The organism is Streptomyces sp. NPDC046379 (assembly GCF_055587785.1).
Genome location: NZ_JBVJFP010000008.1, coordinates 272683 through 288464, shown reverse-complemented (window position 1 = coordinate 288464; position 15782 = coordinate 272683). Strand labels below are relative to the sequence as shown.

At 72.0% G+C, this 15782-nt stretch carries 13 protein-coding genes; 10 read left to right on the top strand and 3 right to left on the bottom strand.

The window, feature by feature from the left end; all coding sequences use genetic code 11:
- The first annotated feature begins 23 nt into the window (after nt 1-23).
- Nucleotides 24-434: a RidA family protein gene (locus ACZ6KF_RS16965; protein WP_469159185.1), complete on the top strand. Its 411-nt coding sequence runs from the start codon at nt 24-26 to the stop codon at nt 432-434.
- Nucleotides 435-549: 115 nt separating this feature from the next.
- Complete coding sequence (locus ACZ6KF_RS16960; protein ID WP_469239058.1) at nt 550-810, top strand: hypothetical protein; 261 nt, start codon at nt 550-552, stop codon at nt 808-810.
- A 186-nt stretch (nt 811-996) separates the two neighbouring features.
- On the opposite strand, the gene ACZ6KF_RS16955 is transcribed toward ACZ6KF_RS16960, so the two are convergent.
- Both ACZ6KF_RS16955 and ACZ6KF_RS16950 read right to left on the bottom strand, forming a co-directional pair.
- Nucleotides 997-1956, bottom strand: coding sequence for a DMT family transporter (locus ACZ6KF_RS16955; RefSeq protein WP_469159187.1), 960 nt, complete (start codon nt 1954-1956; stop codon nt 997-999).
- Nucleotides 1957-2050: 94 nt separating this feature from the next.
- Nucleotides 2051-2785: an ArsR/SmtB family transcription factor gene (locus ACZ6KF_RS16950; RefSeq protein ID WP_469239057.1), complete on the bottom strand. Its 735-nt coding sequence runs from the start codon at nt 2783-2785 to the stop codon at nt 2051-2053.
- Nucleotides 2786-2984: 199 nt separating this feature from the next.
- On the opposite strand from ACZ6KF_RS16950, the gene ACZ6KF_RS16945 reads away from it, so the two are divergent.
- Together ACZ6KF_RS16945 and dhaL are read left to right on the top strand one after the other, a co-directional pair.
- Nucleotides 2985-3983, top strand: coding sequence for a dihydroxyacetone kinase subunit DhaK (locus ACZ6KF_RS16945; RefSeq protein WP_356628784.1), 999 nt, complete (start codon nt 2985-2987; stop codon nt 3981-3983).
- Between the two features lie 51 nt (nt 3984-4034).
- Nucleotides 4035-4688: a dihydroxyacetone kinase subunit DhaL gene (gene dhaL / locus ACZ6KF_RS16940; RefSeq protein ID WP_469239055.1), complete on the top strand. Its 654-nt coding sequence runs from the start codon at nt 4035-4037 to the stop codon at nt 4686-4688.
- A 94-nt stretch (nt 4689-4782) separates the two neighbouring features.
- Here the strand turns inward: dhaL and ACZ6KF_RS16935 are convergent, their stop codons facing one another.
- Nucleotides 4783-5541 (bottom strand): HAD family hydrolase, encoded by a 759-nt coding sequence (locus ACZ6KF_RS16935; protein ID WP_469159335.1) that lies wholly within the window; start codon nt 5539-5541, stop codon nt 4783-4785.
- Between the two features lie 523 nt (nt 5542-6064).
- On the opposite strand from ACZ6KF_RS16935, the gene ACZ6KF_RS16930 reads away from it, so the two are divergent.
- The 6 genes from ACZ6KF_RS16930 (at nt 6065) to ACZ6KF_RS16905 (ending at nt 15741) form a co-directional block, all read left to right on the top strand.
- Nucleotides 6065-6730 (top strand): ScbR family autoregulator-binding transcription factor, encoded by a 666-nt coding sequence (locus tag ACZ6KF_RS16930; protein WP_356628780.1) that lies wholly within the window; start codon nt 6065-6067, stop codon nt 6728-6730.
- A 428-nt stretch (nt 6731-7158) separates the two neighbouring features.
- Complete coding sequence (locus ACZ6KF_RS16925) at nt 7159-9021, top strand: glycoside hydrolase family 15 protein (protein ID WP_469159190.1); 1863 nt, start codon at nt 7159-7161, stop codon at nt 9019-9021.
- 24 nt (nt 9022-9045) lie between these two features.
- A complete protein-coding gene (locus ACZ6KF_RS16920) occupies nt 9046-10764 on the top strand; it encodes a pyranose oxidase (protein WP_356628776.1) in 1719 nt (572 codons plus the stop codon).
- Between the two features lie 23 nt (nt 10765-10787).
- Nucleotides 10788-11729, top strand: coding sequence for a myo-inosose-2 dehydratase (iolE, locus tag ACZ6KF_RS16915; protein ID WP_469239053.1), 942 nt, complete (start codon nt 10788-10790; stop codon nt 11727-11729).
- A 35-nt stretch (nt 11730-11764) separates the two neighbouring features.
- On the top strand, nt 11765-13024 hold the full coding sequence (locus ACZ6KF_RS16910; protein WP_469239051.1) for an FG-GAP repeat domain-containing protein: 1260 nt from the start codon (nt 11765-11767) through the stop codon (nt 13022-13024).
- Nucleotides 13021-15741, top strand: a complete 2721-nt coding sequence (locus ACZ6KF_RS16905; RefSeq protein WP_469239049.1) for an NACHT domain-containing protein — start codon at nt 13021-13023, stop codon at nt 15739-15741. The genes ACZ6KF_RS16910 and ACZ6KF_RS16905 overlap by 4 nt, the downstream gene beginning before the upstream one ends.
- The last annotated feature ends 41 nt before the right edge of the window (nt 15742-15782 follow it).

Below are 15782 nucleotides of genomic sequence, written 5' to 3'. Positions count from 1 at the left end.
CCTACTGCGGAGGAGATACCACCATGCCTGTCCAGCACTTCACTCCCGAAGGCATGCTGCAGCCGGTCCCTTACCACCACGTCGCCGTGGGCACCGGGACCAAGCACGTTCACGTCAGCGGCCAGATCGCACGCCGGGCCGACGGGACGCCGGTCGCACCCGGCGATCTGGCCGGGCAGGTCGCCCAGGCACTGCGCAACACCTCCGTCGGACTGGCGGGCGCGGGTGCGTCGTTCGCGGATGTGCTGCGCCTGACGTTCTACGTGACCCGGTGGAGCCCGGAGAAGATCGGCGACTTCATGGCCGGCGTGGAGACCGTCGCCAACCAGATCGGGCTCCGGCTTCCCCTGCCGCCGGCCTCCCTCATCGGCGTCGAGTACCTCTTCGAGCCGGACGTTCTCGTCGAGGTGGAAGCGACCGCGCTCCTCGGCTGATCTCTTCAGGACGAGATCCCGTTGACTCGCCACGACACCATGGGATCCCGCCGCGGCCGAGCGGTTGATCCGCATCGGAGAAGTGGCACGAGCGGCCTGCGTCTCAGTGCGCGCCGTGCGCCACTGCGAGCAGCAAGGGCTGCTCGCAGTGGCGCAGCCCGTCCGGCCGGCGCCTGTACGGCAGGACTCCATCGCACTGCAGGCCGCCCTGAACCACCTCGACGAGGGTCGCACTACTTTCCTCTCCCCCGACGGGACCGGCTGCGGCGGCCCGGTCCGGCTCACGGACATCTGCGGACAGCGGCTGACCGTCGACGGCGTCACCGTGCGACCGGACGTCGTCCAGCCGGCGCGGGTCCGGTTCGCCAGACGCTGACGTTGCCTTCGCCCGGTCGACGCCGTTGCCGTCGGGTCCGGTCCGCAGGGAGGTGACGGGTCGGTCGGGAGCGGGAGCGATCGGCTCGTGGGCGGGCTGCTCGGCGTCGTTGTCGAGTGCGGGGTGTCGACGGGCACGGGTCCGGTCGGGATGCCGCGCTGTCCGTGACGGTGCCCATTCGGCGTGCTAGCGCCCTGGGGTGTCGGCGAGTCGGGATGCGGGGACGTCGGCGGGTATGGCGGGGCCCTGCCGGGATCGGGGACGGTGGCGGGAGACGGCCACCCCGGTCAGACACAGCAGACCGCCCAGCAGGGTCAGCCAGGCCGGGACTTCGCCCAGGAGGATCCAGCTCATCAGGACGACGATGGCCGGCACGGCGTAGGTGGTCGCGCCGAGCTTCCCGGCCGGCGTCCGTGCGAGGGCGTAGGTCCAGGTGGTGAAGGCCAGTGCGGTGGGGACCACGCCCAGGTAGACCATGTTGAGGGTGGCGGAGAGCGGGGCCCGGGAGACCTCGGCGACCAGTTGTCCGGTGAACGGCAGGCACGCGACGGTTCCGGTGAGGCAGCTGAAGGTGGTGATCTGCAGCGGTGTCCCGTGGGAGAGCGCGGGCTTCTGCGCGATCACCCCGGTCGCGTAGGCCACCGCCGCGAGCAGGCACAGCGCCACACCGAGCAGCGACGTCGAGCCGCCGCTCTCGGACGACATCGACAGGCCGACGACCACGGCGCCGGCGAAGGAGATCGCCGTGCCCGTCAGCAGCCGCGGCGGCAGGGCCTCGCCCAGCAGGCGCGCAGCGAGGAGCGCCATGAGGATCGGCCCGGTGTTCACGAGCAGGGACGCAGTGCCCGCGTCGACGAGGCGTTCGCCCCAGTTCAGTGCGACCGTGTAGCCGCCGAACCATACGATTCCCGACAGCAGGATGCCCTTCCTGGCGCCTCGAGAGGGCATGCCTTCGCGGCGCAGGAGGAGCAACGCGACGAGGATCAGCGAGGCGACGCACAGCCTGCCCAAGGCGAGTGCCCCCGGGGAATAGGCGGCCGCGGCGCTGCGGATGGAGACGAAGGCGGACGCCCAGGCGAACACGGTGAAGCAGACGGCGCCGCCGGTGACGAGGCTCGGCGCGAGGGCACGCGGGTGGGTTTTCATACCGCGTAACCCTACAGCGGAACACTTCGGTGAGCGCCGAAATGTTTTGGTGGTCGTATGCGGGGGGGTGGGGCGGTATGCCGGTCGGGCCCCGCTAGTTCCATGCCTGCGGAGTGAGGCCCAGGAGTTCACCGAAGGCCTCCTCTCCCGTCCGGGTCACCCGCAGGGCGCGTCCGCCCCCGTCCAGGCGTACCACCCAGGCTTCGTCCAGGGCCAGTGCGCACAGCCTCGCCCCCACCAGGCCGCCCAGATGGCGTCGGCGCTCGGTCCAGTCCAGGCAGGAACCGGCCACCGGCCTGCGCCCCGTGGCGGTCGCGTCGACGCCCACCGCCTCGCACCAGTCGAGCCCGGCACGAGTCAGCTCGAAGACCCCCTCCGTGCGCAGGAGGCCCCGGTGCTCCATCGCGTCCGTCACCGCCATTCCCAGCCGTCCCGCGAAGTGGTCGTAGCAGGTGCGGGCCCGCGCCGTCGGATCCGGCGCGGCGACCACGGGGACGGCGTGGGGCGCATCACGGCCCGGGACGGCGTAGGAGGCCAGGTCGTCCACCAGCCGGGCGGTGGCGGCATCGGTGAGGCGCACGTAGCTGTGCCGCCCCTGCCGTTCCGTCACGCAGATTCCCGCGTCGAGGAGCCGTGCCAGGTGGCCGCTGACCGTGGAGGGGGCGACCCCGGTGGCGCGGGCCAGCTCCCCCGCGGTCCAGGCGCGTCCCTCCAGGAGGGTCATGCAGATGGCGGCACGCGTCTCGTCGGCCAGGGCGGCGGCCAGGGCGGCGAGCCGCGCGGCGGGGGCCGGGGAGTCCGTCGGTCGGGAGGCAGGCAGGCGATCCATGACTCCAGGATGCCCTATCGCTTCGGCGTCCATCGAAACGTGTAGGCGCCGGGGGTTGCCGGTGAGCCGGGCCGGTCCTCGGGGCCGACGGCGCACGACCGCGAGTTGCCGCTCGTCGGCGACGGCCACAGCATGGAACCCATTCCGGCGGAAAGCGGTCGGCCGAGCCCTTCACGGCCCTCGACGACGGAGGAACCGAATGGCCTCGTACTTCGAGAACAGCAGCGACACGTTGGTGCCCGACGCGCTGAAGGGCTTCGCTCTGGCCCATGCCGACATAGTCACCCTGGACCCCGTCCACGGCTTCCTCCTCGCGCGGGACGCCGCTCCCGCCCGGCGGGTCGGCCTGCTCTCCGGCGGGGGCGCGGGTCACGAGCCGATGCACGCGGGATACGTCGGCCGGGGGATGCTGGACGCCGCCTGCCCGGGCCGGGTCTTCGCCTCCCCCCACAACAGCCAGATCTACGAGGCGTCCCTGGCGGCGGCACGGCCCGCGGGCGTCCTGCACATCGTCAAGAACTACACCGGCGACCGCATCAACTTCGGCATCGCGGCCGAACGCCTCGCCCACCGCGGCGTGCCCTGCGCCCGCGTCCTGGTCGACGACGACCTCGCCTCCGACTGCGACGACATCGCCTCTGGACGCCGGGGAACCGGCGGCACCGTGCTCATCGAGAAGATCCTCGGCGGCGCCGCCGACACGGGCGCCGGGCTCGACGACCTCCGGCAGCTCGGCGAACGCCTCGCCGCCCGCTGCCGTACGCTCGCCGTCGCCTCCGCCGCCCACACCTCTCCCGCTCTCGGGGAACCCGCCTTCCGGCTCGGGCCGGACGAGATCGAGTACGGCGTCGGCATCCACGGGGAACGCGCCCGGCGCACCGCCAAACAGGACCCCGTCGGCCGTCTCGTGGAGCGCATGACCGACGAACTCCTCACCGCACTGGCCCCGGAACCGGGCAGCGCGCTCCTCGTCCTGGTCAACGGCCTCGGCGCCGTCACCCCCCTGGAGCTGTACGCGGTCCACGGGGAACTCGCGCGGGTCCTGCGAGCCCGCGGCTTCCCGGTCGCGCGCCGGCTCGTCGGCGAATACGCGACCGCCCTGGACATGCGGGGCTTCTCGCTCACCCTGCTCGTCGCGGACCCGGCGGACGTCCTCCACTACGACGCGCCCGTCCGCACGGCCGCGTTGCACTGGTGACACGGCCCCGGCCACCGACACTGCCCGGCCACCGAGATGGGGAGGCGCATCATGACGACCGCTGCCCACGACACCCTGTCCACCGACGCCTGGATGCGGCGCTTCGCCGAATCGGTCCGCGCCGTCGAGGACCAGCTCACCGCCCTGGACCAGAAGGTGGGCGACGGCGACTTCGGCAGCAACCTCACCGCCGGCGCCTCCGCCGCCCTGGCCCGCCTCGACTCCCTCCCCTCCCCCGACGACAGCGCCTGCATGGAAGCCGCCGCCGGCGCCTTCCTCGACGAGGTCGGCGGCACCAGCGGCCCCTTGTTCGGACTGCTGCTCCAGTCGCTGGCCGTGGCCCTGAAGGCGTCCGGCGCCACCACGCCCGCCCTCGCGGAGGGAGTCGCCGACGGGCTCGCCGCCATCCGCCGCGTCGGCGGCGCCGCCCCCGGCGACAAGACCCTCGTCGACGCCCTCGCCCCGGCCGCCGGCGCCCTGCGCTCCGCGCCCGCCGCCACCCCGCCCGCCCGGGCGTTGGACGAGGCGGCGGCGGCCGCCTGGCAGGGCGTGCGCGACACCGCCCTGCTGCGGGCGAGAATGGGCCGCTCCAGCTACCTCGGCGAACGGGCCGAGGGCATACCCGACCCGGGAGCGGTCGGCGTGGGCCTGCTGTTCGCCTCGGCCGGCGGGGTCGTACGGAACCTGGCCCCGCACCTCGGCTGACCGGGGACGGGAACGGGCAGGTCACCCGCCCGACCCGTATCGGACGGATGGCCCGACCCGTCGGCCCGCTCCGCAGCGCGTCCACCGCCTTCGCTCAGTCCCGTCCGGGCGCCTGCGTCCCCTTCAGCACCCGCGCCCTGACCCATGCGAGCAGTTCCGGCGCCCGCAGTGTCGTCACCCACAGGTCGGCCGCCCCGGCGTCCTCCCCGGTCGGTCGCGCGCCCACTCCCACCACGCGCAGTCCCGCCCGCCGGGCCGACTCGACCCCCGTCAGCGAGTCCTCGACGGCGAACGCCCGCTCAGGCCGGACTCCGCACAGCCGTGCCGCCGTCGCGTACACGTCCGGCCACGGTTTGGGGCGCACGACCTGGGAGCCGGCCGCCCCCGGGCAGCCGCCGACCGCGTCCGGCGGCATGCCGGAGGGGACGACGATGTGGTCGAAGTGCTGGAGCAGCCCCGCCCGGCCGAGGCACCCCGTCACCACCTCCAGGGGGCAGTTGCTGGCCACGGCGAGCGGCAGCCGGCCGGAGAGCAGCCGCACCAGCTCGACCGCCCCGGGCATCGTCGTCGGGTCGTCGGCGACGAGCGCGAGGAAGTGCTCGAGCAGCGCACTGCCGAGTTCCTCGGCCAGCTCCGGTTTGTGCGTCTCCTCGGCCATCAGCCGACCGCAATCGGTGTAGTGCACTCCCTTCGCGCGCTCCGCGAACCCGCGCGGGGGTGTCAGCCCGAAGGCGGCGAAAGCCCGGTTGCGGGCGTCCTGCCAGTGGCGTTCGGTGTCCATCAGTGTGCCGTCGCAGTCGAACACGGCGGCTTCGGGAGACCAGTCGAGAAGGGAATGCGCCTGCATGGTCATGGCGGCCTCGTGGAGGGAGGGGCGGTCACGCTCGAGGCGGGACTGCTCACGGCTGAGGGCTGCGGCTCCCGCGTCGGACGTGCGGAGGGCAGCTGTCTCCTCCGGGGTCCGCACGAAGGGACGGCCCACGCTCCGGGCAATCCACCTCAAACGGGAAACATCACGACGGCTACGTTATTTTCGCCGCGCCTTATAACTCAATCACTACTTCGAGTGATCGACGCAGGCGAGCGCGGGGTGTAAGTCGCAGCGAACTCCGGCGAATCCGCCGCCGTTCCGCGGTCGGCCAATCGCGCGCGGGGCCTGGCGAGTTGAGCGGCCTCCGGAAAGCGGGGCGTTGACGTCGCCGCGGCCGGCCGGCAGCCGGTTCGACACCAGAAGCCACACCGGAATCGGCCCCGAAAACACCCGTAGGTGTTCACTTTCGAAAAAGTGCGCAGTTACAGCGCGCAGAACTCGCCAATTGCCTCCGGCGTACGCGGGCGCAATACATTCTCGGTCGTCCGAGGAATGCTGAACGAAGGTGGACGGCACGTTGCAGGAACGGGCGAAGGCGACTCGCAGATCCCTTCTGGAGGCAGCCGCCTGCCTCTTCGCCGAGCAGGGCTACGCCGCGACCAGTGTCAACGACGTGAGCGCGAGGTCCGGTCGGACCAGCGGCTCCGTCTACTTCCACTACGCCAGCAAGGAAGGGCTCGCCCTCGCGGTCGTCCGGGACCGCTTCGCCACCTGGTCCGGCCTCGCCGCACGGTACGCGAACCCCGCCGTGCCGCCCCTGGAACGCCTCGTCGTCCTCAGCTACGAGATCGGCCGCGCCCTCGCCGAGGACACGCTCACGCGCGCCGGCGCACGCCTGTGGGCCGAACGGGACACCATCGACGCCCCGCTCCCCGATCCCTTCGCCGTGTGGACCACCGCCACCACGCGTTTACTGGCCCAGGCCCGCACCGCCGGCCAGCTGACGCATCGCGTGCGTCCCGCGCCCACCGCCCGCACCCTGGTCCGCGCCTTCTTCGGTGTCTGCACCCTCACGGAAGCCCTGGAGGGCCCGCAGAGCATCACCCACCGGCTCACCGACTGGTGGCACCTGACCCTGCCCTCCCTCCAGCAGGACGCCGACCCGGCCCGGACCGTGAGGCGAGCGTGGGACGAGGTGATGAGCGAGAGGGCTCCGGAAGCCACCGCGTGACGGTCGCCCGGTACTGCGGCACCGGCACGTCGCCGCAACGCAGCACTCCGCGGCAGTCCGGGCGGACAGGCGCGGGCACTCGCTCCCGCGTTGGAGCAGCACGGGCGGGTCCCGGCACTCGCACGGTCGTCGGCGAATCGCGCTCGCACCCGGGCTGTGCCACCCTGGATGAGGCGCCCACGCACTCGCTCGGGCTGTTTCCCCGGCCATCAGTGCTCGGCGCCCGCCCGGCACCGCAGCCCCGGGCCAGACATCAAGCAATCGTCTCTTCACCTGCCCCTTCGTATGTCCGGGCCCGGCCCTGCGGCGGACCGTCACGTGAGGGGGCGGCACGGGATGTCCGGCGATGCCCGTCGTCACACGAACCGCTCGGCAGCACATGCCGGCGGTCACGCACGGGCCGTCGGCCGGCGTGAGGGAGTGCCACCATGGTCAGTGCCATCGAGGACTACGCGTTCCTCGGCGATCTGCAATCCGGTGCGCTGGTGGGACGCGACGGGTCCATCGACTGGCTGTGCCTGCCCAGATTCGACTCACCGGCGTGCTTCGCCGCGCTGCTGCACGACGAGAGCGCCGGACGGTGGCTGCTGGCACCGGCAGCGGGCGGCCCCGCCACGCGACGCAGGTACCGGGACGACACCCTGGTCCTGGAGACGGAGTGGCACACCGCGGAGGGCAGCGTACGCATCGTGGACTGCCTGCCACTGCGCCGCGAATCCGCCGACGTCGTACGTCTCGTCGAGGGCCTCGCCGGGCGGGTGCCGATGCGGATGGACCTGCGGCTGCGCCCCGACTACGGCCGTATCGTCCCGTGGGTGCACCGCGCCGGGGGCGGACTGCGGGCCGTGGCGGGCCCGGACGCGTTCTGGCTGCACACCCCGGTGGAGGTGCACGGCGAGAACATGACCACCCGGGCGGAGTTCACCGTCACGGCCGGTCAACAGGTGCCCTTCGTCCTGACGTACAAGCCGTCCCACCTCGTCACCCCGGTGAAGCCGGTCGACGCGCTGTCCGCCGTCGAGGCCACCGAACGGTTCTGGCGGACCTGGACCGGCCGGTGCAGCTACCGCGGGCAGTGGGACGACGCGGTGCGGCGCTCCCTGATCACCCTCAAGGCCCTGACGTACCGGCCCACCGGGGGCATCCTCGCCGCGGCCACCACGTCGCTGCCCGAGGAACTCGGCGGCTCGCGCAACTGGGACTACCGCTACTGCTGGCTGCGCGACGCCACGTTCACGCTCCAGGCGCTCACCGGCACCGGCTACTTGGAGGAGGCGACCCGGTGGCGGGACTGGCTGCTGCGCGCCGTCGCCGGCAACCCCGCCGACCTGCAGATCATGTACGGTCTCGACGGCACATGGCGGCTGCCCGAGTACGAACTGGACTGGCTCTCGGGGTACGAGGGCTCCTCGCCCGTCCGGGTCGGCAACGCCGCCACCCGCCAGTTCCAGCTGGACGTGTGGGGCGAGGTCCTCGAGTCCTTCTACGTGGGCCGCGAGGCCGGGATGGACGCCAGCGAGACGGCATGGAGCATGCAGCGGGCCCTGCTGGACTTCCTGGAGGGCAACTGGCGGGAACCCGACCTCAGTCTGTGGGAATTCAGGGGCGCGCCACGCCACTTCGTGCACTCGAAGGTGATGGCGTGGGCCGGTGTGGACCGGGCGGTGCGCTCGGTGCTGCACCACGGCTGCCGGGGCCCGGCGCAACACTGGGCACAACTGCGCGACCGCATCCACGCGGAGGTGTGCGAACAGGGCTATGACGCCGAGCGGAACACCTTCACCCAGTTCTACGGGTCGAAGGGGGTGGACGCCGCACTCCTGCTGCTGCCGCGCGTCGGCTTCCTGCCCTGGCGCGACCCACGGGTCCGGGGCACCGTCGACACCGTGTGCCGGGAACTGGGTCAGGACGGCTTCCTGCGGCGCTACCTTCCGGAGGCGGACGGCGGCGTGGACGGCCTGCAGGGTTCCGAGGCCACCTTCCTGGTGTGCACCTTCTGGCTCGTCGACGCGCTGCACGGGACCGGCCGCCGGCAGGAGGCCCAGGAGCTGTACGAGCGGCTGCTCGGCCTGCGCAACGACGTGGGGCTGCTCGCGGAGGAGTACGACCCGGCCACGGGCCGTCACCTCGGCAACACACCACAGGCGTTCAGCATGGTCGGCCTCGTCAACAGCGCCCTGTGGCTGAGCGGTACGACGGACATCACCGCCGTCGACGGCCGGCACTCCGGCGCCCGCTCCGGGACCGGGGTCCTCGAACCGGCCGGGCACCGCGGTCACCTGCGCCGCTGACGCGGCCGGGCCGAAAGGACATCCATGAACGACACGAGGGACATCTCCGCGCCCGGCCCCCGCGAGGCGGACGTGCTGATCATCGGCAGCGGCCCCGTCGGCTGCGCCTTCGCCCGCAAACTGGTGGACGCGGGCAGAAGCGTCCTGATGATCGACGCGGGGGCCCAGCTCTCCCGCCGTTACGGCGAACACCTCAAGAACAGCTACCTCTTCCAGAAGAACATCGACCTGTTCGTCTCCGTCATCAAGGGCAACCTGCTCCCGCTGTCGACGGCGACCAACCGGGAACCGGAACTCACGCTCGACCCGTCGGCGTTCTCCTACGACCCCGACACGTACGCCGGCTTCTCGATGCGCAACCAGAACCCGGAGCAGGGCAAGCACCTCAACCTGCCGGCGGCGGCGGCCACCTACGCGGTCGGCGGCATGGCCACCCACTGGACCTGCGCGGTGCCCCGGTTCCACCCCGAGGTGGAACGGCGGTACGGCGGGCGGGGCTACCCCATCGACGACAAGAAGATGGACGAGCTCTACGACACGGCGGAGCCCTTGCTGGCCCGCAACACCCGCGTCTTCGCCTCGTCCGCCCGGCACCTGCTGGTCAAGCGGGTACTGCAACGGGCCGGGGAGGAGTTCGCCGACGTCACCGAACTGCCCCTCGCGGTCAGCGAGCGGGCCGACTCGCCCCAGACCTCGGCGGTCACCTGGTCGGCCGCCGACACCGTCCTCGGCGAGCTGGCGGACCCCGCCCACACGCCCCCGCACGGCTCGTTCACCCTCCTGCCGGAGCACCAGTGCGTCCGGCTGGAGATCGCGGGTTCGGGCAGGAACCAGAAGGTCCAGTACGCCGTGGTGCGCGACCTGCGCGACGTACGCGAGGAGATCCGGCTGCGCGCCGAGACGTACGTGGTGGCGTGCGGTGCCGTGCCCACACCGCAGTTGCTGTTCAACTCCGGCGTCACCCTGCCCGCGCTCGGCCGCTACATGACCGAACAGCCCATGTCGTTCTGTCAGGTGGTGCTGCAACAGGAGCACGTGGACCACGTCGAGGAGATCCTGCGCGGCGCCCCGGGGGGCGACGCACCGGCCCGGGCCGCCGCCGACCGGGTCGCCCGTTACCGCGCCACCGAGCTGGCCCGTCTGCGCTCCGGCGACAAGTGCGCCGACCCGGTGCCCTTCCCGCGCACGGAGCGGGACCCGAACCTGGCGCTGCTGGTGACCGACAAGCGGCCCTGGCACTGCCAGATCCACCGGGACGCCTTCACCTACGGCGCCGTGCCGCCCAACATCGACCCCCGGCTCATCGTCGACCTGCGCTGGTTCGGCATGTCCCGGCCCCGCCCGGAGAACAGGGTCACCTTCTCGCGCAGGCTCCGCGACACCTTCGACATGCCGCAGCCCACCTTCGAGTTCCGCCTCGACGGGGCCGAACGCAAGGAGACCGACCGCATGAACGAGCACATGCTGCGCACCGCCGCCGCGCTGGGCGGTTTCCTGCCCGGTTCCGAGCCCGTCTTCCTCACCCCGGGCCTGCCGCTGCACATCGCGGGCACCACCCGCATGGGCACCAGGTCGCTGGACAGCGTCGTCGACGAGTACTCCAAGGTGTGGAACATCGACAACCTGTACCTCGGCGGCAACGGTCTGCACCCCTTCGGCAACGCGTCCAACCCCACGCTCACCAGCGTGGCCATGGCCCTGCACGCGGCCGACACCATCGTCAAGGGCCACCCCGGACACTGACTCCACGATCCCTGGACCTCACCATGCAGGCACCGACCACCCCGCGCCCGGAGGGCATCCACCTGGGCATCACACCCACCTGCTGGAGCAACGACGACTTCCCGCTCATCGGCAACGACATCCCCATGGAGCAGTGCCTCAGCGAGATCGCGCTCGCCGGCTTCGAGGGCTGCAGCATCGGCCACACCTTCACCACCGACGCCGACGTGTTGGCCGCCGCGATGCACCTGCGCGGTCTCAGCGTGAGCGAACCATGGATGAGCACGTACTTCACCGTTCCCGAAGGCTGCGAGCGCACCGCCCGCGAACTGCTGAAGGTGCTGGGGTTCCTGAAGCGGCTCAACGCGGCCGGTCCTCCGGTGAAGACCGGCGTCATCGGGGTCGCCGAGTTCGGCGGAGCCGTTCATCTGCAGGCGGTCAGCCTGCGCGCCAACAAACCGGAGTTCACCGACGCGCAGTGGACCGAACTGTGCGAAGGGCTGAACAAGATCGGCGAGATCACCGCGAACCAGGGCTTCCGACTCGCCTACCACCCGCACATGGGCACCGGTGTCCAGAGCGGAGCCGACATCGACCGGCTCATGCGGCACACCGACCCGCGCCACGTCGGCCTCCTGCTGGACACCGGCCACCTCGCCTGGGCGGGTGTCGATCCGGTCGACGTCATCGAACGTCACCGGGACCGGATCGCGCACCTGCACCTGAAGAATGTCCGCGGCAGCGTCCGCGCGGACGGCGCCCTGGCCGACGGCAGCTTCCGCGAGTACGTCGAGGCGGGCATCTTCACCGTGCCCGGCGACGGCGACGGCGACGTCGACTTCGACGCCGTCCTCAAGGCCCTCCGTCCGGGCGAGTCCTACCGGGGCTGGCTGGTGGTGGAGGCCGAACAGGATCCGCACGCCGGCCATCCGCCGCTGTACTACGCCCAGTTGGCCCGTTCCTACCTGGCCCGGGTCCTCGGCTGACCCACCCCGCCCCCTCCTCACCGGAAGGCATTCACATGGGCGCGAGCACTCCCCTCGGCATCCGCCTCCCCAGGTTCACCCGGGAGGTCCTGCACGACAACCTGAACGAGGGCTACTGGCTGGAGGCCCCCGACATCGACGGCGACTCCCTGCCCGACCTGTTCGGGCACGGGATGAGCCTCGGCGAGATCTACTGGTACAAGAACCCCGACTGGCGACGGCGGCTGGTCGCCGACGGCTTCCACATGCCGAACGGCGCCCACTTCGGGGACATCACCGGAAACGGCCACCCCGACATCGTCGTCAGCTACGAGCTGTACGGCGCCGGCGGGCGCATCGACGACCCCGACCCCGAGGGCGGGAAGATCGACTGGATCGAGAACACCGGCAAGTTCGACTCCGAAAAGCGCTGGGAGCGCCACTACATCGGCCGCGAGACAGCCATGCACCGGCTGCGGCTCGGCCACTTCACCCAGACCTGCACGCCGGAACTGATGGCCCTGCCGACCGTGGGGGCCCGGCACGTGCACGCCCTGGTCCCCGTCGTGCTGTTCAGCCCCGGCAGCGACGTGCGCCGGCCCTGGGACGAACACGTCGTCGACGACAGCCACTTCCGCATGATCCACGGCGTGGAGACGCAGAAGAACCCGCTGCCCGGCAGCGAGCACCTCGACTCGGTCCTGCTCGCCTCCGAGGAGGGCGTGACCTGGCTCCACCACGACGAGCGCGAGCGGCGGTTCACCACCACCCACATCGGCTCCGGCGAGCTCGAGCGGTTCGAGCAGACCGGGTTCAAGGGCAGCGGCGACGTGGGTGCCGGACGGATCGGCGACGACCCGCACGCCTACGTGGTGGCCACCGAGCCCTTCCACGGCAACACCGTGGCCGCCTACGTCAAGGAACGCCCCGGCACCCCCGTGGCCGAGGCGGTCTGGCGCCGGATCGTGCTCGACGTCTTCGGCGACCCCAACGAACTCGGCGAGGGCCCCGGCCACCAGATCGTCTGCGCCGACTTCGACAACGACGGCGACGACGAGTTCCTGGTCGCCCTGCGCGGCCCCCACCCCTGGCAGGGGGTCTTCTACTACAAGTGCCTGGACGTCGCCTCCGGCACGTTCACCAAGTGGCGGATCTCCTCCGACAGCACGGCGCGCATCGCGATCGCCGACTTCAACGGCGACGGCCGCCTCGACTTCGCCACCATCGCGTACAAGGTCGACAAGTACTTCCTCGCCGAGGACGCCAAGCTCTGCCTGTTCCGCAACGACATCGCGGAAGCCGCCGGCCGGCCATGAGACGCGGCGGAGCGTGGTGGCCCTGGGCGGTCGGAGCGGCCGCCCTGGCCGCCCTGCTCACGGTGGTGGTCCTGGTGGTCGGCGAGGACGCCGAGGCGGCCGCGACGTCCCTGAGCGTCCTGCTCTCGGCCACCGTCGGCCTGCTGAGCTGGTCGTGGCACCGCTCGCGTCCCGCCGCGCCGGCCACCCGGTCCGAACTGGACCAGGCCTCCGAGGCGCTCGCCGCCATGGTGCGCCGTCAGTGGACCGAGGAGGCCGCCGCGCAGGGACTGCTGGACCCGCACCCGCTGGCCGTGCGCTGGCGCAGCGGCCAGACCGAGGCCGGCGACCACGCGCGGGTCGTCGGCCGCACCGTGGCCGGCCGCAGCGACGACATCCGAGCCTTCGCCGCGGCGTTCCGCGCACTGCCGCACCGTCGGCTGGTCGTCCTCGGCGACCCCGGTGCCGGCAAGACGACCCTTGCCATGCTCCTGGTGCGGGAACTCCTGCGCGCGCCGGAACCCGCAGAGGCCGTCCCCGTCCTGCTGGACCTCGTGCCGTGGAACCCGCGCAAGGAGCCGCTGCTGGACTGGATGGCACGCCGCATCCACGAGGACTACCCGGCGCTTCGCAACCACGAGACGTACGGCCGCGACGCGCCACGCAAACTGGTCGCCGAGGGGCGCGTCCTGCCCGTTCTGGACGGCCTCGACGAACTCCCCGCCGACCTGCGGGCCAGAGCGCTGGTGGCCGTCAACCACGCCGTCGCCGTCCACGGCCCGCTGGTCCTCACCTCACGCAGGGCCGAGTACCACCGAGTGGTCGCGGAGACCGACGTGATCACCGCCGCCGCCGTCGTCGTCGCCGAGCCGGTGGCACCGGCAGACGTGGCGGACTACCTGCGCAGCGCCGTCCCGCCCCGGCGCATTCCCTCGTGGCAGCCCGTGATCGAGGAACTCACGAACCACCCGCACAGTGCCGTCGCCCGGACGCTGTCGGTGCCGCTGAACGTCTGGCTCGCCGTCACCGTGTACTCCTCGCCGGCCGGCGACCCCGCCGACCTCATCGGGTGCACCGACGCGGACCGCCTGAGGCGCCAGCTCCTCGACGCGCTGGTCCCCGCGCTGTTCTCCGTGGAACCGACCGGGTCGGACGCCTCGGTCCCCGAGGCGCGCCGCACCGCCGCCTCCCGCCGGAGCCCCGAGGACGCCCGGACGGCACTGGCCTTCCTCGCCCGTCACATCAAACGCGAGGGCACCGACGACATCGCCTGGTGGAACCTGCACCGGGCGCTTCGCCCGAACCCGGCGGGCCCGCTGTCCGCACCACTGGCCGGAGCGATGGTCGGGCTGGGTGCGGGAGGTGTGACGGGAGAGTACCTGCACTGGGCGCTCTCACCGCTTGCGCGGCTGGTCTGCTTCCTGACCGTCACGCTCGCCACGGCCGTTGCCGCCACGGTGGTGATCCGGCTCGCCTGGGTCACCGACCGGACGGAACCCGCACGGCCGCCGCCCGGATCCCCGACGGGCGGCCGGGGACGATGGCACGGCCTCACGGATGCCGCGCGTCGCCTGGGGGCCGGGTGCCTCGTCGTCCTGCCGCTGTCCGCCGGGGTGGGGGCGGTGATCGAGCACTGGTCGGCGGCGATCGCACCGGCGGCGAAGGCCCTGCGCAGGTGGGAGGTCGCGCCGTACACCGGGCTGCGGGCGGGAGCCGCTTGGGCCCTGTTCATGGTGCTCCTGGCCCTCGGCGCGCTCGGCGTCTCACTGCTGCGCCGGTGGGCCCCCCGGTATCCGGGCGCCGGGCGCCGCGGCGCCCGCCTGCGCAGGATCCTCGCGTTCGTCCTGCTCCACTGGCTGGGCGCCGCACTCGCCGGCGCCCTGTCGTTGCTGGCCATCCGGCAGAAGGCCGGACGCTCCGTCATGAACGTCTCGTTCATCGACCTGTCCACGGACCTGACCGTCGTCTGCCAGGACGCGGCGTACCACTCCTGCATCTTCCTCCTGATCGTGGCCATCATGGCGGGCCTCGATCCGACCACCGGCTCCTCCCGCCCGACCCGTCTGGACTTCCGGGCCCCGAAGCGTCTGCTGTGGACCATGCTTCCCGCCTGCCTGGGAAGGGGGATGCTCCTGGGCGTCGTCCTGGGAGGGTTCCTGTCCTTCGTGGAGACCTGGAGCGTCGATCTGTCCCTGTGGGAGAGGTTCGTCATGACCGCCACCCTCGGGGTCTTCTTCGGCGTCCTGTTCGGGGCCGGGCTGGCGGTCCTGCGCTGGGCTCATGTTCCCGCCGACCTGGAGCAGGAGACTCCGCAGTCCACTCTTCGGGGCGCCCGCACCGTCGCCGCCGCGCTCATGGCGTTCACGATCGTGCCCTTCCTCGCCAAGTGGATCATCACGGTCCTGACGGACCTGGCGGAGAGCGACGACCAGACCGTACAGATCCTCGCCTACTCGCTGCGCACTCCGGAGGCGAACCTGTCCCTGGGACTCGCGGCCGGGCTCCTGGCCGTGTCGAGCACCGCCTACTTCGCCTACTGGGAGAGCAGCCTGCGGCTCGCCGCGACACGACGGCTGCCGCGTCACCCGGTGGCGTTCATGGAGGAGGCGCGGCTGCTCCATGTGCTCCGGCGGGTCGGTCCCGTGTACCAGTTCTGCCACTCCGAGTTCAGGGACCACCTCGTCAGCGGCGTGGTCGCGCGGGACGAGCCGGAGCGGTCCCGCACCGCACGGGTGTGACCCCTGGCGCGGTACCCGAGCGCCCCGCACCGTGCCACGGA